This window comes from Pedobacter endophyticus, from assembly GCF_015679185.1.
Taxonomy (GTDB): Bacteria; Bacteroidota; Bacteroidia; order Sphingobacteriales; family Sphingobacteriaceae; genus Pedobacter; species Pedobacter endophyticus.
Window position 1 is genome coordinate 3465378 of sequence record NZ_CP064939.1, and the last position, 16754, is coordinate 3482131.

At 40.8% G+C, this 16754-nt stretch carries 19 protein-coding genes; 6 read left to right on the forward strand and 13 right to left on the reverse strand.

Annotated elements, in window-relative coordinates; all coding sequences use genetic code 11:
• Positions 1-57: 57 nt before the first annotated feature.
• The 8 genes from IZT61_RS14055 to IZT61_RS14090 all read right to left on the reverse strand — a co-directional run bounded on the left by IZT61_RS14055 (position 58) and on the right by IZT61_RS14090 (position 7883).
• Complete coding sequence (locus IZT61_RS14055; RefSeq protein WP_196097535.1) at positions 58-594, reverse strand: YceI family protein; 537 nt, start codon at positions 592-594, stop codon at positions 58-60.
• Between the two features lie 311 nt (positions 595-905).
• Positions 906-1496: a Crp/Fnr family transcriptional regulator gene (locus IZT61_RS14060; protein WP_196097537.1), complete on the reverse strand. Its 591-nt coding sequence runs from the start codon at positions 1494-1496 to the stop codon at positions 906-908.
• 11 nt (positions 1497-1507) lie between these two features.
• Entirely contained in the window at positions 1508-1663 is a 156-nt protein-coding gene (locus IZT61_RS14065) for a FeoB-associated Cys-rich membrane protein (protein ID WP_196097539.1), read from the reverse strand.
• A 498-nt stretch (positions 1664-2161) separates the two neighbouring features.
• A complete protein-coding gene (locus IZT61_RS14070) occupies positions 2162-3349 on the reverse strand; it encodes a hypothetical protein (protein ID WP_196097541.1) in 1188 nt (395 codons plus the stop codon).
• Between the two features lie 630 nt (positions 3350-3979).
• Complete coding sequence (locus tag IZT61_RS14075; RefSeq protein ID WP_196097542.1) at positions 3980-4807, reverse strand: type 1 glutamine amidotransferase; 828 nt, start codon at positions 4805-4807, stop codon at positions 3980-3982.
• Between the two features lie 6 nt (positions 4808-4813).
• A complete protein-coding gene (locus tag IZT61_RS14080) occupies positions 4814-5914 on the reverse strand; it encodes a carboxylate-amine ligase (RefSeq protein WP_196097544.1) in 1101 nt (366 codons plus the stop codon).
• A gap of 25 nt (positions 5915-5939) precedes the next feature.
• Positions 5940-7001, reverse strand: a complete 1062-nt coding sequence (locus IZT61_RS14085) for an ATP-grasp domain-containing protein (protein WP_196097546.1) — start codon at positions 6999-7001, stop codon at positions 5940-5942.
• Between the two features lie 174 nt (positions 7002-7175).
• Positions 7176-7883 (reverse strand): esterase family protein, encoded by a 708-nt coding sequence (locus tag IZT61_RS14090; RefSeq protein WP_196097548.1) that lies wholly within the window; start codon positions 7881-7883, stop codon positions 7176-7178.
• A 167-nt stretch (positions 7884-8050) separates the two neighbouring features.
• On the opposite strand from IZT61_RS14090, the gene IZT61_RS14095 reads away from it, so the two are divergent.
• Positions 8051-8860, forward strand: a complete 810-nt coding sequence (locus IZT61_RS14095; protein ID WP_230383707.1) for an alpha/beta hydrolase — start codon at positions 8051-8053, stop codon at positions 8858-8860.
• A gap of 156 nt (positions 8861-9016) precedes the next feature.
• Here IZT61_RS14095 and IZT61_RS14100 read toward each other — a convergent pair whose 3' ends face one another.
• From IZT61_RS14100 to IZT61_RS14110, 3 genes are read right to left on the reverse strand one after another with little or no spacing between them, the layout of a single operon-like run.
• Positions 9017-9694 carry a TIGR02117 family protein gene (locus tag IZT61_RS14100; RefSeq protein ID WP_196097550.1) on the reverse strand — a complete coding sequence of 226 codons (678 nt, stop codon included), beginning with the start codon at positions 9692-9694 and terminating at the stop codon, positions 9017-9019.
• A 40-nt stretch (positions 9695-9734) separates the two neighbouring features.
• A complete protein-coding gene (locus IZT61_RS14105) occupies positions 9735-10157 on the reverse strand; it encodes a type II toxin-antitoxin system RelE/ParE family toxin (protein ID WP_196097551.1) in 423 nt (140 codons plus the stop codon).
• Positions 10154-10390 carry a hypothetical protein gene (locus IZT61_RS14110; RefSeq protein ID WP_196097553.1) on the reverse strand — a complete coding sequence of 79 codons (237 nt, stop codon included), beginning with the start codon at positions 10388-10390 and terminating at the stop codon, positions 10154-10156. Before IZT61_RS14110 ends, IZT61_RS14105 begins: the two co-directional genes overlap by 4 nt.
• A gap of 157 nt (positions 10391-10547) precedes the next feature.
• On the opposite strand from IZT61_RS14110, the gene IZT61_RS14115 reads away from it, so the two are divergent.
• The 3 genes from IZT61_RS14115 (at position 10548) to IZT61_RS14125 (ending at position 13131) form a co-directional block, all read left to right on the forward strand.
• On the forward strand, positions 10548-11105 hold the full coding sequence (locus IZT61_RS14115; RefSeq protein ID WP_230383708.1) for an RNA polymerase sigma factor: 558 nt from the start codon (positions 10548-10550) through the stop codon (positions 11103-11105).
• Positions 11098-11643: a hypothetical protein gene (locus IZT61_RS14120; protein ID WP_230383709.1), complete on the forward strand. Its 546-nt coding sequence runs from the start codon at positions 11098-11100 to the stop codon at positions 11641-11643. Before IZT61_RS14115 ends, IZT61_RS14120 begins: the two co-directional genes overlap by 8 nt.
• Positions 11644-11838: 195 nt before the next feature.
• The gene (locus tag IZT61_RS14125; protein ID WP_230383710.1) at positions 11839-13131 is read left to right on the forward strand and encodes a hypothetical protein; all 1293 of its coding nucleotides are present in this window, start codon (positions 11839-11841) and stop codon (positions 13129-13131) included.
• A 1-nt stretch (position 13132) separates the two neighbouring features.
• On the opposite strand, the gene IZT61_RS22310 is transcribed toward IZT61_RS14125, so the two are convergent.
• Positions 13133-13393, reverse strand: a complete 261-nt coding sequence (locus tag IZT61_RS22310; protein WP_230383711.1) for a hypothetical protein — start codon at positions 13391-13393, stop codon at positions 13133-13135.
• Between IZT61_RS22310 and IZT61_RS14130 the strand changes: the two genes are divergently transcribed.
• Positions 13392-13904, forward strand: a complete 513-nt coding sequence (locus IZT61_RS14130; protein ID WP_230383712.1) for a peroxiredoxin family protein — start codon at positions 13392-13394, stop codon at positions 13902-13904. The two genes, IZT61_RS22310 and IZT61_RS14130, sit on opposite strands and share 2 nt — an antisense overlap.
• Positions 13905-14201: 297 nt before the next feature.
• Here IZT61_RS14130 and IZT61_RS14135 read toward each other — a convergent pair whose 3' ends face one another.
• Positions 14202-15092 carry a bestrophin family protein gene (locus IZT61_RS14135; protein WP_196097557.1) on the reverse strand — a complete coding sequence of 297 codons (891 nt, stop codon included), beginning with the start codon at positions 15090-15092 and terminating at the stop codon, positions 14202-14204.
• Positions 15093-15228: 136 nt separating this feature from the next.
• On the opposite strand from IZT61_RS14135, the gene IZT61_RS14140 reads away from it, so the two are divergent.
• Positions 15229-16752, forward strand: coding sequence for an MFS transporter (locus IZT61_RS14140; protein WP_196097558.1), 1524 nt, complete (start codon positions 15229-15231; stop codon positions 16750-16752).
• Positions 16753-16754 lie beyond the last annotated feature (2 nt).

Here is a 16754-nt window from a genome sequence, read left to right on the forward strand (position 1 = left end):
ATGAGGCATGGTGCATAGGGCATGGAGTAATTACTCCATGCTTAAATTCCCTTTGCGCTATGCTTCTACGCTTTTTACAAACTGTAACTCTCCAAGCAAACGAACTTCTTCGCTTACCATAACGCCGCCAGTTTCTAACGCTGCATTCCAGTTAAGGCCAAAATCAGAACGGTTGATTTTTCCGCTTAGCGTAAAGCCCGCTTTGGTGTTTCCCCACGGATCGGTTGCTATACCGCCAAATTCGGCAGTTAATTTTACTGGATTGGTTTCTCCTTTAATGGTCAGGTTGCCTTTTACAATATAGTCGCCACCGTCTTTCTCAACCGAAGTAGATTTGAACTCAATGTGTGCAAATTTTTCTGCATCGAAGAAATCAGCGCTTTTCAAGTGGTTATCGCGGTCCTTGTTTCCAGTGTCGATTGAATCGATATCGCCCGAGAAATTAATTTCAGCATTTTCAAATTCATCACCTTCAGAAGTCAAATCGGCAGAGAAGGCTTTTAAACTACCAGTTACGGTGGTAATCATTAAATGTTTTACTTTAAACTGTAATTCGCTGTGGGTTGGATCTAATGTCCATGTTTGCTTTGCCATATCTTTTGTTTTTTTAAGGTTTAATATTTACAACACAAAAGTACAGCAAGGGTTTCGGCTGAGAATTGATGTATGTTAATTAATTAAGGATCGAATTATTGAATGGGGAATGATTGAATGAGAGAATGATTGAGTGCGAGAGTGTTTGAATGGGAGAATGTTAAATGACTGACTGAGTAATTTGATGAGGGGGTGATAAGAAGATAAGTCCGACTATCAAGCCAACATCACTTAAAGCCGCCATGTAATTTGGATTGCTTTGCTTTTCACATGCCAGCATTCACTAATTCATTCATTCAAAACAGAGTCCTTTAATTGGGCTTGAAATGCTTATTGGCGAGTTCTTTTCGCACTCTGCTTAGCGATTCGGGTGTGATGCCCAGATAAGACGCAATCATCCATTGGGGTACACGCAGCGTAAGGTTAGGATAGAGCTTAATAAAATCGAGGTATCTTTCTTCGGCGGTAGCGCTCAACAGCATATTGATCCTTTTTTGCATAAAGCGGATCGAATTGTTGAGTAATCTGGTATGCATAGGTTGCAAACATGGCACCTGAATTGCGGCCTGCTCCATAAAATCGTTGGGCATTAATACCACTTCTGTAGCCTCAATTGCATCAATAAAAAATATCGATGCTTCATTATTCATGTTGTTGCGATCGGAGATTAACCAATTTTCTGGGGCAAATTGCAAAATGTGCTCCTTGCCTTTTTGGTCAACAGAATAGGCCCTTAACAACCCCTTGCACACGAAAAAACCGTGTTTGCTTAAATCGCCGGTAAACTGGATAATTTCTCCCTTATCGAATTTTTTGATCTTTAAGCCCGCAGAAATGCTATCGAACTGCTCATCAGTAATTTGTATTTTTTCTTTAAGGTAGTTCTTAAACTGATCGATCATAAAGCGGATTATTAACTTTTGGGTTTGATATCCGAAAAATCGACGCCGCATTTACAGTTGCCTCCACAGCCATCTTTTTTCACCTGTAAAGATTTATAGACTAAACGGCCAACATACGCGAGTGCGATGGCAAAAAGCAAAAAGACTAAAATGGTTTGAGTATCCATAAATCAAATTTACGATTTTAGATTTACGATTTTAAATCTTTGCTATTGAAGGATAAAAAATTACACTAATCAGGCCAAATTGACTTACCCTGTCGTAGCGTCTCCAATGCTATTAAGTTAAGAAGGATAAAACGAGAAAATATTGTCATCCTGAGCATTTCGACTGGAATTTATCTTGAACCTTTCGTCTACGCTCAAGATAAACTCTAGACGAAAGGCTCAAACAGGCTCAGTCGAAGGACAGATATTTTTCGTTTTATCCTATAGAAAGGGTCTTCGACTGAGCCTGTATTGAGCGTAGTCGAAATGCTCAGATTTGATAGCTATCGGATGACAATTGACAAGCTTAACTTAATAGCATTGGTAGCGTCTCGCTACGACATGTATTAAATTAATAAAGCAATGGGCATAGAATTAATTCGCCTACGCACTCAAGTGCAAGCAATTGGACAGGCACAAGCGGGACGCTTGCGCCAGCTTTCGTTTCTTAGCATTAATTTACTTCTCCATAAAGCCCACCGTTCCTCCAACCCAATCGAAGTCGGCGTTGTAACGTACACCGATCATTTTGCCCCTGCTTAAGCGGCCAAGGTTGATGCAAAGTTGTGGCTCGCCACCATCGGGCCAAAGGTACATCATTCTGATTTCTGCCTTAACGCCTCCGGTTGGCGACTGAACAGCTGGTTCATAGGTCACCTTTCTTTGTAAAATCCAATTTTCGGGATCAGGAATGTTGCTGATGTCTTCTACTGATACATCGATAATCACACCCATTCCCGCAAATGAAAATAATGGTTTCAACACATAATTCTCTAAGTCTACTGGGATTTCTTCAACCTCATTTAAGAAACGCGTTTCGGGCACAAACTCACTTTTCAAAAATGGCATTGTATATTTACTTATTCTATAAAACCAGTTTGGATGCGTTACCCATTCAATATCCACTTCCTCACGAGGATCGAAACTACTTTTAAAAACATCTGTGTTTTCTGCAACTTCATCAAATATTAAGCGGTTGTAAATCCTTTTCAGTTGGATTTGTTGCCCATTTTCTTCGTAAAAAAGTTGCTTTCCTACTTTCTTAATGTCCCCTAAAGCCAATATTTTAATGCCCAACTGTTTTTGCGTAACCAGAAAATCGATCGCAGTTTTCTGATTTGGTGCATCAATATCCATTACGGCAACTTCATGTGGTTGGTGTTTGCCAATAATCACCTCTTTTAATAAGTTAATGTAGGTTTGTTCATCAAAGCCGTTTAAAAAATGACTTGTCGTATCGTTTATATCAAAGCACTTACGGAAGGTGTTGGCGAGGTGAACTTGAAAGCCATAAAGCGAAGGGAAGCCTTGCATTTCGATCAACATTGGTGTTAATTCACCGGCTTGATTTTTACAAATGCCGAAATCAAAAGTTAAAAAATGCGGTTGCTCGTTCTCATTTGGCACATTCCATTCAGCAGGGATCGCCTTCTGTGTAATTTCTTTAAAGTTCGGTTGCTTAATAAGATCGATAATTTCCTCACCCGCTGCAATTAGTTTCTCCTTTAAAGCCCTTGGAATAAAAAGCGGTGTTTCAGCAACCCGAAAAGGAATTTCTTTATAATCTTTTTCCAGTTCATTGATGAAGGCTTTATACTTTTCGGTTGTAAATTGCTGGTTATATTTTTGGCGTTGGGCGGGTATCATAGTTAGTTTGGTTAGTAAACGCTGTGGTTCTGAGCATAATTTTGAAGAAGTCAGGTTTTTTAAAACCTGACTTCTTTCTCTTGCCTAATGCCTACGACAGTCTTTTCGAAAAGATTGCTTCGTGCCTTATAGCGACGTCCTTGTGACATGCTTATAATCACTAGACTATTTAAAAGTGCAATATAATCAATTAAACATTCTCGCCTGGCCGCCACCCAAGTCTGCTTCGTCATCTGAACCTGATTCAGCATCTTTCATGCTGAATAGATCCCCAGCCAGCTACCAATGACAGAAATAAGAAAGATCGTCATTGCGAGGCACGAAGCAATCTCATTTCGTAAATCAGATTGCTTCAGCTCGCACAAACCCGGCCTCGCTACAAAGTAGCCCCTTTGGGGCAATGACGATTCGCCGAAAAACCTGTCGTCCAAACTCCTTTGTTTTTTCAAAACTGACATCTGAGGATGACGACCGTTCATAGTTCGTGTTTTACAAGCTTAAAGTATATCCAAAGCGTTATCGCCATTTTTTTCAAAACGAACCCTGTTTGGTACTGGCAATGACGATAATAAATGGATTAGCATAATGCATTTCATTGCCGTTGACTTCAGTCAACGGTTGATGAAGCATTTAAGCCTCCTGCAAATTGCCTATCGCTTTATTTAAAAAGTTGGGTAAGATAATGCTTTGCGTGAGGACAATTCGTGCCGGATCATCTAAGCTGCTCAGCATGTCGAAATATTTTTCTTCGCCATGCGTATCAACAATAGCTTTCTTTTTTTCTTCTTGTAAAAGGTACATTTTCATCCCCACAGGATCGGCTTCGGGGTGAAATTGAGTTCCGATAATCTCCTCAGAAAAGCGGATAGACATGGTGCACCTTTCGAGGTTGACATGTTTGCGCTCTTTTTCTATGGCTAACAGCTTTGCCCCTTTAGCCTCGAAAGCAGCAAGATCAGGCTCAATTACCTGCCAGTCTCTACTATCTACAGAGAAGAAAGGATTGGTAATTCCATCGAAGATTTCATCTTTTTCGCCGTCCTCAGTTAAAGTGATAGGGAAAATACCGAACGCATTGGAGCGCCTTTCGGTTACCTTGCCAAGTTTATATTTTCGACACGCCAACTGAAAAGAGTGACAAATTAAGAAAGCATGCTTTTTTTCTTCTTCGTTTGCGGCATTAAATGCTTCGATTTGGTCGAGCAAGTTGTAAAAATCGTTTTCCCATTTTTCGCCCTCACTTTCAATTGGGCTGCCCGGGCCACCGCTCGAAATGTAAGCATCGTACTCCAGGCCGGGTATTTCACCATTTTGCCTTAAATCGAAAATATCGAATGATAGATTAATGTTGTTTTCTTTTTCGAAACGGAATAAAATTTCCTGAATTCCCCGCATACCTTGATTGGGTGAACCGTTATTCATATCAATAACGGCGACCTTTAAATCTCTTTTATCCATTTTATTTTACTTTGCACCTATAAGTGTTTGAGTAGTAATGTAATCTACTACCGATTCAAAGTTACCAGTTTGTTGATAAATTGCCAACTGCCTATCGGCGCCGGTGCCGTGTTCTAAAATTTTATGCACGTAATTAATGTCCTCGCGGCAGCCCAATTCATCAACCACATCATCAACAAAATCCAGTAATTCCAACACCAAGTTGCGGCAGTTTACCTCCATTTCCTTTCCAAAATCGATTAGGTTTCCATCTATTCCGTAGCGTGCAGCCCGCCACTTGTTTTCATTGATCAATGCCCTTGAGTAGCTGATAAATTTCATGTTTTGCAACCTAAGCTTATATAATTTAGCGCATAAAGCTTGAAATAACGCCGTAAAAGCCATTGTTTCGTCGATCAACATTGGGCAATCGCAAATGCGGAACTCAATGGTATCGAAAAACGGATGAACGCGGATATCCCACCAAATCTTTTTGGCATTATCCATGCAATTGGTTTTAATCAGCAGCTTAACATAATTGTCGTAATCTTCAATGCTGTTGAACACATCAGGAATGCCGGTACGCGGAAATTTATCGAAGATTTTTGTTCTGAAAGATTTATAGCCTGTGTTTCTCGATTCCCAAAATGGCGAATTGGTTGATAGTGCAAATACGTGTGGCAGAAAATATCTTACCTGGTTTGCAATATGAATGGCTAACTCGCGAGATTGAAAACCAACGTGAACGTGGAGGCCAAAAATTAAGTTTGAACGGGCTGCTTCCTGCAACTCGTTCACAATTTCGTTATAACGGGGATGCTCTGTTATTAACTGTTTTTCCCAATGCGAAAATGGGTGCGTACCCGCCGCTCCAATCCGAAGACCCTGCTCTCCAGCTAGTTGCGAAACGGTATAGCGCAGTTGCGAAATCTCTTTACGGGCCTCGCCAGTGGTTTTACATATTCCTGTTCCAACTTCTACAACAGCCTGGTGCATTTCGGCCTTCACCTGGTCTTTATGTATTTTTTGTGCGGCGTCTACAATTTTTTGATCATGAGAGGTAAGCTCTCTGGTAACGGGATCAATTACCATGTACTCCTCTTCTATGCCCAGTGTAAATTCGTTCATCCTTTTTGTATTAAATTAATCCCTTTTATTTTATCGGTTTCTTTTTAGCAACAGGCTTCTTTTCGGTTTTTGGTTTAGGAGCTTCTTTTAATTTTACAGGCTTCGCTTCTGCTTTTGGTGCAGCTTTTTTTGCAACCAGGGGCTTGCCAGCGACTGATGATTTTATGTATTCGCCCCATGTTAAGTTATCTTGACCATCTTTTTGTGCTTTGGCCCGTTCAATGGCATAATTTGCAGTGGTTTCTACTACCCAATCGAAGTTTTCCTGACCTACACTTTTGATGTCGGCATCGGGAGCCGGATTACAGAAATCGATTGCGATAGGCACACCATCGCGAACCGCAAATTCTACCGTATTAAAGTCGTATCCTAAAAACTGGCATAGTTTAAGCGTATATTCCTCAACTGTTTTCAGCAGTTTGGCATCAGGTGTTTTTCCTTCAACGGCGTAGCGCAAATGGTGCGGGTTACGCGGATCGTATTGCATAATCCGAACATGTTTTCCGCCAATGCAGTAGCATCTAAAATAATCCTCAAAAATGATTTCCTCTTGTAAAAGCATCACTAATTGCTCGGTACCGCTGTGTTTATGAAAAAAGTCTTCTTTATCGTGAAGTTTGTAAACGTCTCTCCATCCACCTCCATCGTAAGGCTTCATATAAGCCGGAAAGCCCACATAATCGAATATGGCATCCCAGTTTAAGGGCATGGCCAGGTTAGAAAATGATTCGCTCGTGGTTCCGGTTGGATGCTGCCTTGATGGAATTAATGCTGTTTTCGGCACCGGAACTCCGATTTGTTCTGCTAAGGCATTGTTAAAGAACTTTTCGTCTGCGCTCCACCAAAACGGGTTGTTGATTACGGCGGTTCCGGTAATGGCTGCATTTTTTAACGACGCACGATAAAACGGAACATCTTGAGAAATACGGTCGATAATTACCGAATAACCCAAAGGTGAGTTTTGAAATATCTTCTCGATTTTAACTGCTTCGGCGGTAATGCCTTGCTCTGCTTTTTGATTAATCCGCTCGATTACGGCCTCAGGAAAAGAACGCTCCTGGCCAAATAAAATCCCTATTTTTTTCATTGGTTTTAATTTAATTTTTAATGGGTTAACTGTTTTTACGGGATGTTTTATTGTTGGATGTTTAGCTTTTTGTTATTGGGTTAACTGTTTAATTGACTGAATTGTTTAATTTTTAAATTGCCTATTGTCAACTGAAAACTGCCAACTGAAAACTGGAAACTGGAAACTGGAAATTTACAACTGCGCTATGTAATTCGGAAACATTTCTCGCCAAATTGGCCAGTCGTGATCTGCATTTTGTCGAATATCCAGCCAGTGGTCAATTCCTTTTTGGCTCAAAATTCCCGAAAGTCGTTCATTATCCGGTCGGCACATGTCTCGATCTGTAGTTCCCAAAACAATTTTCATGTAATGCAACTCGGGGTTGCTGTTGTTCATTAAATTATCAATCGGGTTATTAAAATACACATCATCATTATAAAAGCCGTCGAGCTGGCCGGTAATATCAAATGCGCCGCTCATGCTGAACATATGACTAACCAACCAGGGGTGCCTAAACGCAAAGTTTGCGGCGTGATACCCACCAAAGCTGCACCCCGCGGTTATAATTTTGCTGTGACCGGTTTCGTGCCTTGCCAATGGTGCAAGTTCTTCTAAAAGATACCTATCGTACCAAATATGATTTTTGACCCGATCGGACGGATGAATGCTTTTATTGTACCAACTCAACTTGTCAATGCCGTCTGGACAATAAACCTTAACCTTTCCCTCATTAATAAAGCCTTCTATTGAATCAATTAGCCTGAAATCTTTGGTTTCATAATATCTTCCCATGCTTGTTGGAAACAGCAGAATAGGAATGCCGCCATGACCGAAGATGAGCATATCGATATCCATACTCAAATTAGGGCTGTACCATCTTTTATGTTCTTCTTTAATCATATTTAAAATTTAATGTTTTAAGATAGAAATTATATTCAACAAATGGAATTGATTTATCTGAAAATAAGATCATAATGTAAAAAAAGTGCCCTAATATTTAATAGTTTACCAAGATTTGTACCTTTGCCGAGAATTTGAGGCTTTGCCAGTGATAGGGGATTATGATTATGTACAACACAGTTTTATCAGTAAATATTAACGTTAACAATTTAAAGGTGCCCTCTGCTTACTTAAAGCGTGAGGTTGAAATAGATATCTATGCACCCGAAGGATTGTTGGGAAACGAAAAAATAGAGCTTCTTTTATTAAACGATGGCCAGGATGTGGCCAAGATGAATTTCTCGAAAATATTAGAAGAAACGCACCATAACAAAAGGAACCACAGGTTAATTGTGGTGGCCATTAAAGCGTCAGAAGAGCGTTTAATGGAATATGGGGTGGCCGGCACACCCGATTTTAAGGGCAGAGGCGCGAAGGCGCAGCTGTATAACGACTTCATAGTTAAGGAGCTTTTACCCTTTGTAAAGAAAAAATTAGCACTGCCGATTACAGGTAAGGTTGCTTTTGCGGGGTTTTCTTTAGGCGGATTGTCTGCTTTTGATGTCGCCTGGAACAATCCGACGGTTTTTGATGTAGTTGGGGTTTTCTCCGGCGCATTTTGGTGGCGTAAAAAAGCATTGACGGATGGTTATACAGATGCCGACCGCATTTTGCATACGCTTATTGAAACCACCTCGACCAAGCCCGACATGAAATTTTGGCTGATGACCGGAACGGAAGATGAACAGGCCGATCGGAACAACAACCTGATCATCGATTCGATAGATGATACAATAGATGTGGTGAAAGCCTTATTAAAGAAGGGTTATAAACGCCCCAAAAACATTTTTTATTACGAAAAGGTTGGTGGGAAGCATGATGTGGCGACCTGGGAAAGTGCAATGCCAGCATTTTTAAACTGGACTTTCGAAGCTTAGGCCTGCTGATATAAGGCCAACCATATCATTTCATCTGCCCTGTCGGGCCGAGCGGAGTCGAAGCCCACTTTAGCGGCCTTTCGACTAAGCTTGTATTGAGCGCAAACAAAATGCTCAGGACGACAACCTGCATCAAGTTTTACGCTTGAGTTAACACTAGTCATATTTAGATAAAATCGGACCGTCGAAAATGGTCCATAAGCACGCTTTTTGGCCGCATGCTTTCAGCGCATTGTTGGTCCAGGTGTTGCAGGTTTTGAAAATGCTGTAGCTGCCAACTGCGTTGTAAAAAGCGTCGCCCTTATCATAATGGACTGGCGAATTAACTTTGATAACGTGGCCGTAGGCATCTGTTTCGAAGCTTTTTGAAATGTATTCAACCAGTTTTGCATATTGTTGCTCGCTTACAAACAACTTTTTACAGTATTTATCTTCAGTAACAGTTTGATAATAGGTAGTGTGCATTGCTGAACTATTGGTGCCCGAAATTGCCCCTAAGGCTGTGGTTAACTTTAAATCTGAAAATTCGGGGGTTTCGAGATAAAATTGCTTATCGCCCCAGCCGATTGCCAAAAAATTATAGGAACTATCTGCACCGATTGTATTCGAAAACTTAATTTCAGTACTCCAATCTTTTAATCCGTTTTTCGTCGGAACAACAATATCGGTATGGATCCCATTGCTCATGACATACAGGGTTACGTCGTTTTGCTTTGGGGTATTGCTGTTTACCGTAATGTGCGATAAACAGAATGCAAGCAAGAAATAAAAGGCTATCAATACAAAAACAACAAGGATAAATTTAGCTGTATGAGTTAAAAATTTTTTGGTCATTTGTATTTATAGGGCCGCTTGGCGTTTATTGAAAAAATATCTAAAGCATGAGGTCCGTATAGCTTAAAAAACCAAAACACAATACCTTTTTATCTGCTCTGTCAGGCTGAGCGGAGTCGAAGCCCACTTTAACTGCCCTTCGACTCCGCTCAGGGTGACAATCGACATGAACTTTTACGCTTGACTTAACGCCGGTGTGATAAATGGCAACCACAAGAATTTCTCTTTTAGGTTTATAAACCCTAAATACAATCAGGTATGGAAAAATTGCAGTCTTGCTTTCCCGACAGCCTCTCTTTTTCAGCTGATAGCTTTCGGGGTTGTTTGAAATATATTGAATTTGTTTTTCGACAGCATTGATGAATCTTTCGCCCAAACCTTCTAATTGTTTTTCATACCACAAATAGGCGCTGATAAATTCTTTTTCCGCTTCGGGATGAAACAGGATAGTGTAGTCGATCAAATTTTTGATGTTTTAGCTTTCTGCTTAACTTCCTCAAATGTCGAAGCAGTTATTTCGCGATTCTCATATTGTTCAAGACGCATATCAATCTCCTTTAAAAAAGCTTTATCCTCCCAAAGGTTGGCCTGTTCGTTAATTTCGTCCTCTACCATGGCATATATTGCTCTTACCTTCTTCTCGTCAGCATAACGAATATAATCGTATAACCTTTCTCGTATTGTGCCAGTTCCCATTTTAATTGAGTTATAGTCAAATTTACACAAAAACACTATTATTTCAAAGAAGCAAACTGCCAACTTCAGTCTTCGGTTACGCGATAAGTTTAATTTTCTTTACCTTGATGCAACGTTTTAAAATCCCTGATGTCTTATTAGCAGAATATTCGAAATTTTGGAAGCCGTTTACGTAGATAAGAACCTTGACTTAGTAAGGGAGTGCATGCATGGTAGCAGGGCAGCGCAGTTTGAATTGTACAAACTGTACGCCAAGGCGATGTATAATGTGGCGCTACGGATTTTAAATTACGAAGAAGAGGCCGAAGATGTTTTACAAGAGTCGTTTTTAGATGCCTTTACGCGAATTGTCGACTTTAGACAGGAAACTACTTTCGGACTCTGGTTAAAACAAATCGTAATTAACAAGTCTATAAATTATCTGCGCAAGCGAAAATTCGACTTTGTGGGTACTGATGAGATTTCGGAAGTGCCGGATGAGTTGGTGGCCGATGATTATGAGGTGCAGTTGCAGGCAGAAGAGATACGTAAAGCAATAAAAACATTGCCCGATGGTTATAGGGTGGTGTTGAGCTTGTATCTTTTAGAGGGCTACGACCACGAGGAAATTGCACATATTTTGAAGATAAGTGAAAATACAAGTCGCACACAGTATATGCGGGCGAAGAAAAAACTGAAAAGTATTTTAGAACAGAAAGGGATGAGAGATGAATAATAGATTGGAAACTTTTGTAAAGGAAAACCGTAAGGCGTTCGATATTATGGAACCACCTGCGGGGCTTTGGACAAAAATTGAATTGGAACTTGACGCAAAAAAAAGCTTAGTAGCACATGATAAAAAAAAGTCGGTAAGGATTTATTTATGGATGAGTGCTGCAGCAGCCGTGGTGGTGGTATTTGCTTTAGGCTGGCTTTACGCCGGAAAATTACAGGCAAACCACTTAGATATCGCTGATGTAAACGCAGCCTACGCCAAGAAAGAGGTACATTTTGCAGGGCTGATTACCGAAAAAAGAGACAGTTTGGCCATATTTGCCGAAGCAAACCCCGAGCTGTATAAAAAGTTTACCGCCGATTTGGCCAAGCTCGACGAAGAGTACGACAGACTTAAATCAGAACTGCCAAAGTCGTTAAATCAGACTTTTGTAGTCAAGGCGATGGTTAAAAACCGCGAAATACAGCTGCAATTACTTAAACAACAATTGTTGATTATTAATCAGGTAGACGATTATAAAAGAGTGAATCAGATTTAGTCGGGAGTCGCGAGTCTTTCGAGAGAAAGCAGAGCAAGGTAGCGATTTTTAAATAATCAGTAAGCAATTCAACAGTTTAACAATCCAGCAATTTAGCAGTTCAACAGTTTGGCATTCACCAGTAAATACGCTCAGTGCATTTAATGAAGCTACCAGTTGGCAGGTTTTTTAATTAGATGTTAACAACTAACAAGCATGAAAACAGTTAAAATATTTTTTGCTTTAATGGCATTTATTGCCGTAAAAAGCCAGGCCCAGGAATACGTTGAGGTCAGCACATCAAACACTTACGCTTCAAATAATAATGTAACTACATCAACTACCACCGTTACCCGTACTGTAACAAATCAGGATGTTCCATCGGGCGCTGATGCGGAAAGATCGAAATCATTCACAAAAAGTTTTAGTGTCGATAACAGCGACAAGATAAATTTAAACAACCAGTACGGATCTATCCTTATTAAAACATGGGATAAGAGAGAGGTTCGGGTTGATGTAGACATCAGGGCCTATAGCAGTTCTGAAAGTGATGCCCAGAAGTTAATTGATGCCGTTAGCGTTGATGCGAGCAAAACTGGTGATTTGGTTGCTGTAAAAACCAACATGGCGGATAGAAACGGGCGGTATGGCCGATCGGTAAAAAATGGCGTTACCACCTGGAGACGAGAAGTAAAAATCAATTATGTGGTATACATGCCTGCCAGTAATCCGCTTGCTATTTTACAACAGTATGGGAATGTTGAACTCGGAAATTTCGCCGGCCCAACCTCGCTAAAAGTTCAATATGGCAACTTGGTTGCCGGTAACCTGAGCAACAGCAACAATTACATCAATGTTCAATATGGCAAGTGCGATGTTCAGGATTTAAATGCTGCGGTGGTAAAGCATGAATATAATGGCCCGGTAACAATTGGTGCGGTGGGCACGCTCGAACTAGATGCCGAATATGTTGGCGTAAACATCAATACCATCAGAAAATCGGCAGATATTAAGGTGCAATACGGAAAGGGCCTTACCGTGGGTACAATTGGCGGTAATTTGCTGCTAAACGCAGAATATGCCAAAGTGAATATCAATACGGTTAGAGGAAATACCGTGGCCAGGCAAGCTTATGGCGACTTCAACATCGCTTCGGCTGGCAAGATTGCCGTTAATGCAGAATATTCTAACGTTACTTTAGGTACGCTCAACGGCGATGCCAATATTACCATGGATTACAATAGACTCAACGTAAATGAAATTACGCCCGCTTGCAGAAATTTCAATTTCGCAGGCGAATATGTAAGCGTCAGTTTGGGGTTTGCCGATCGGTATAACGGTAATTTCAACGTTTCTACTTCGTACGCCGGCTTCAAATACGGCTCAAACGTAAGCGCTAACTTAGTCAGCAAAGACGAGCAAGATAAAAGATACTCGGGCAAAATCGGTAACGGTGGAACGGGGAATGTGAGCGTAAAAACAGAATACGGTGCAGTAACTTTTAAATAAACTAGCATTCCTTTGAACGCGACATGTATTCATCCGATGAATATGATAGCAATGTACTCATCGGATGAATATAGCCAACATGCCAGGTATTCATCCCATGAATAAATAAAAATATAACTAAACCAAACAAACCGTCGGCCTCGCCATTTAGGCGAGGCTTTTTTTGGCAACACCGCAAGCAGATTCGTTTCCGCTGTGTACTTTGTCTATCTTCGTAGCTGATGAAAACTTGTTTCTTCGCATTGATTTTTTGCTTTGGCATGGTTAAGGCACAGCAAACGCCGATAAAATGGGCTACTCAGGAAACCTTTTTCGAGGATTTAGTCGGAAAACCGTTGCCAGATTTTACCGGGTTAACTACCAATGGCAAATCTTTTTCGAGCATTGAACTGAAAGAACAAATTGTGGTCATAAATTTCTGGTTTGAGAACTGTCCGCCGTGCATCGCCGAGATGCCGGAGCTCAGCGCTTTGCAAAAAAGATTTGCCAGTCAAAAGATTCGGTTTATTGGCATCACGCACGACAGCCCTAAATCTGCAAGGCGTTTTCAAAAAAGTCACGATTATAACTATCAGGTTGTTAGCCTAACGAGTGATGAAATAAGAAAATTAAACATCAATCATGGTTTTCCATGTAATGTATTGGTTGGCAAAAACGGAAAGATCTTGTATGCTATGGCAAATATCTCATTCTCCGACCCGGCATTTAGACCGAAATCCACAATTTTTGAAGAGCTGTTGAGGAAAGAAGTATATCAGAAAACGACTGAATAAAATTGAAAAATTTCTTGAGCATTTCAAATGAGGTTGTTTCAAAAGTCGACTTTTCCTCCCAAAGGGATGCCTATGGCACAAAGGGATGCCTTTGGCATAACTTTTCGTGCCAAATAAAATTTTGCTTTTATAACCTCTCCCTATCAACGTTTGGGTTAAAAGCAATGCCTTTGCTTTACCTCTCCTCGAGGAGGACCTGTCCCGACTTTTCGGGGGGGATGTACAGACAGCGCAAAAACCACCGCCATTAAAAGGGAGAGGTTTAGGTCGCTAATTTTAATGCTAACGGCCAAAGTATTAAAGAATATATTCCTCGTTAATTGGCTTAACAGGTTCGGGGATATTCTCTTCTTCGAGCATTTGCAGCAGGTTAATTTCAATGGTTCGGGTAATGGAGTTTAAGGGAACGCCCGCCGAATTTGTTTCGAAGGGGTTGATCAAACTCATGCCGTTGATCTGAGTCGATACAAAAACGAACCCGATTAACCAACCTAAAAAAATAGCCGCTATACCAGCCGTGTCGCTAATGGCCAATGTAAATGTAACCACAAAAAGCCAGATGAAAACCTTGGTTAAGTAGCTATATGTTGTGGGGAAGATGGTATTTTTAATCCGCTCGCTCATGCCCATCGAATCCGAAAAGCGGACCAACATTTCGTTAATTTCAATAAACCTAAACCCATCAACCTGGTTTGCTTTCGAGAGCTTTTGTAAATCTCTGGCTTGAATGTTTAAAATGGCGTTGTGCATATTTTTATGTTTGGCCACTTCCTTTAAATCATCGTCTGTTAAGTATTTGATATAAATTTCATCAACTGTTCCTCGCAAACTGGCCTTTAGTGAGTATAAAAATGCAATGTGGCGGTGTATCATCGTAATCGAAGTGGTATTATCGCCGTCAACGTAATTAATCAGCGCCCTGGCAAACGATCGGGAATCGTTAACCAGCGCACCCCATATTTTTCGTGCTTCCCACCACCTGTCGTAAGCCTGGTTGTTATTGAAACCGATAAAAAAGGCAATAGCTGTGCCCAAAACAGTTGGTACAATGGCAGAAACTTGAAAGTGATGGGCAATGAGGTACTCTCGGGTAAAATAAGCGATGGTGCACGAAGCGATCATAATAAGATCGACCCGCCAGGTATTAATTAAGATCCGGCTCAACCGAATGTTCTGTATTAAAAGCATTATTGTTTGTTTTGAGTATGAAAATACAAAATGAAAGCCAAAATGTTTTATTGTAACAATTTAAATCGAAAATTATGGGTTTTATTGTTTTGTACGACAAATGATTATCTTAGAAAACCAAATATTCTCAACTCTTATGAGCGAAACCCTACCAAAGAATAATATTTTCAAAGTAATCGGTGCATCATCTCTCGGCACCTTAATTGAATGGTACGACTTTTACATTTTTGGCAGTCTGGCTGTTATTATTGGCCATCAGCTTTTCCCCGAAGATGCCGGTGCGTCGGCACTGATTAATACCTTGGCTATTTTTGCTGCAGGATTTATCGTAAGGCCATTTGGGGCTTTGGTATTTGGTCGTTTGGGCGATCTCATTGGCCGCAAATACACTTTTCTGCTCACACTGGTTTTAATGGGCGGCTCTACTTTCTTAATCGGCTTAATTCCATCGTATAAGAGCATCGGTTATGCGGCTCCAATTTTGGTTTTGATATTAAGGTTGGTACAAGGGCTTGCCTTGGGCGGCGAATATGGTGGCGCGGCAACCTATGTAGCCGAACATGCACCCGAAAATAAACGCGGCTTTTTTACGAGTTGGATTCAAACCACCGCAACTTTGGGGTTATTCCTGTCGTTGGGTGTAATTGTAATTACAAAAAATCTGTTGGGTGCCGAAACTTTTGGCGATTGGGGCTGGCGTATTCCTTTTTTACTATCGATTGTATTAGTCGTGGTTTCGATCTACATTCGGATGAAGATGCACGAATCGCCGCTCTTCTCTAAGTTAAAGGCCGAGGGAAATGTATCAAAAAACCCACTTAAAGAGAGCTTTAACAATAAGGCAAATTTCAAGATGGTATTGTTGGCCTTATTTGGCGCAACCATGGGGCAAGGTGTAATTTGGTACACGGGCCAGTTTTATGCGCAGTCTTTTTTAGAGAATACCTGCAAGCTCGATTTTAACGACTCACGCTACATTTTGCTTTGGGGAATTGCTTTCGCCACTCCTTTTTTTGTAATTTTTGGCGCTTGGAGCGATAAGGTTGGACGCAAATGGATTATGCTTAGCGGCATGTTATTGGGCGTGATATTTTACCGCCCCATTTACCAAATATTTTTAGATGATACAGATTTTAGCAAGGTTGAGCAAAGTGATGTCCTGTCATCAAAACCGGACCCGGTAACCACTGTACCAATAGCGAATGCCAACGACAGCTTGAGAACTGTTTCTACGCAGGTTTTATTAAAAAATGGCGCTTCGTTTTATAAGGTTCAAGCCGATACCCTTTCAGCTACCAGAGGCCTTTTAACAGGTAAAGAGATAATTAGGGACAAAGTGCTGCCGAAACCAATATTTTGGAAGTTTGTAGGTTTAATTTTCTTTCAAATTTTGCTGGTAACGATGGTTTATGGGCCAATTGCGGCTTTCTTGGTCGAATTGTTTCCAACGAAGATCAGGTATACATCCATGTCGCTGCCGTATCATATTGGTAATGGCGTTTTTGGCGGCTTAGTGCCGTTTATTGCAACCTTAATTGCCAGCTTTGCGGGCTCAACGCCTTTGTCGGGCTTGTGGTACCCCATTGGCATCGCAACATTGAGCTTAATTATCGGCACAATCTATTTATCAAACAAAAAAGACGAACGTATTAACGATTAAGA

Coding starts and splice junctions, on each gene's coding strand:
- IZT61_RS14055 (WP_196097535.1), bottom strand. CDS start 594: ATGGCAAAGCAAACATGGACATTAGATCCAACCCACAGCGAATTACAG.
- IZT61_RS14060 (WP_196097537.1), bottom strand. CDS start 1,496: ATGATCGATCAGTTTAAGAACTACCTTAAAGAAAAAATACAAATTACT.
- IZT61_RS14065 (WP_196097539.1), bottom strand. CDS start 1,663: ATGGATACTCAAACCATTTTAGTCTTTTTGCTTTTTGCCATCGCACTC.
- IZT61_RS14070 (WP_196097541.1), bottom strand. CDS start 3,349: ATGATACCCGCCCAACGCCAAAAATATAACCAGCAATTTACAACCGAA.
- IZT61_RS14075 (WP_196097542.1), bottom strand. CDS start 4,807: ATGGATAAAAGAGATTTAAAGGTCGCCGTTATTGATATGAATAACGGT.
- IZT61_RS14080 (WP_196097544.1), bottom strand. CDS start 5,914: ATGAACGAATTTACACTGGGCATAGAAGAGGAGTACATGGTAATTGAT.
- IZT61_RS14085 (WP_196097546.1), bottom strand. CDS start 7,001: ATGAAAAAAATAGGGATTTTATTTGGCCAGGAGCGTTCTTTTCCTGAG.
- IZT61_RS14090 (WP_196097548.1), bottom strand. CDS start 7,883: ATGATTAAAGAAGAACATAAAAGATGGTACAGCCCTAATTTGAGTATG.
- IZT61_RS14095 (WP_230383707.1), top strand. CDS start 8,051: ATGTACAACACAGTTTTATCAGTAAATATTAACGTTAACAATTTAAAG.
- IZT61_RS14100 (WP_196097550.1), bottom strand. CDS start 9,694: ATGACCAAAAAATTTTTAACTCATACAGCTAAATTTATCCTTGTTGTT.
- IZT61_RS14110 (WP_196097553.1), bottom strand. CDS start 10,390: ATGGGAACTGGCACAATACGAGAAAGGTTATACGATTATATTCGTTAT.
- IZT61_RS14120 (WP_230383709.1), top strand. CDS start 11,098: ATGAATAATAGATTGGAAACTTTTGTAAAGGAAAACCGTAAGGCGTTC.
- IZT61_RS14125 (WP_230383710.1), top strand. CDS start 11,839: ATGAAAACAGTTAAAATATTTTTTGCTTTAATGGCATTTATTGCCGTA.
- IZT61_RS14130 (WP_230383712.1), top strand. CDS start 13,392: ATGGTTAAGGCACAGCAAACGCCGATAAAATGGGCTACTCAGGAAACC.
- IZT61_RS22310 (WP_230383711.1), bottom strand. CDS start 13,393: ATGCCAAAGCAAAAAATCAATGCGAAGAAACAAGTTTTCATCAGCTAC.
- IZT61_RS14135 (WP_196097557.1), bottom strand. CDS start 15,092: ATGCTTTTAATACAGAACATTCGGTTGAGCCGGATCTTAATTAATACC.
- IZT61_RS14140 (WP_196097558.1), top strand. CDS start 15,229: ATGAGCGAAACCCTACCAAAGAATAATATTTTCAAAGTAATCGGTGCA.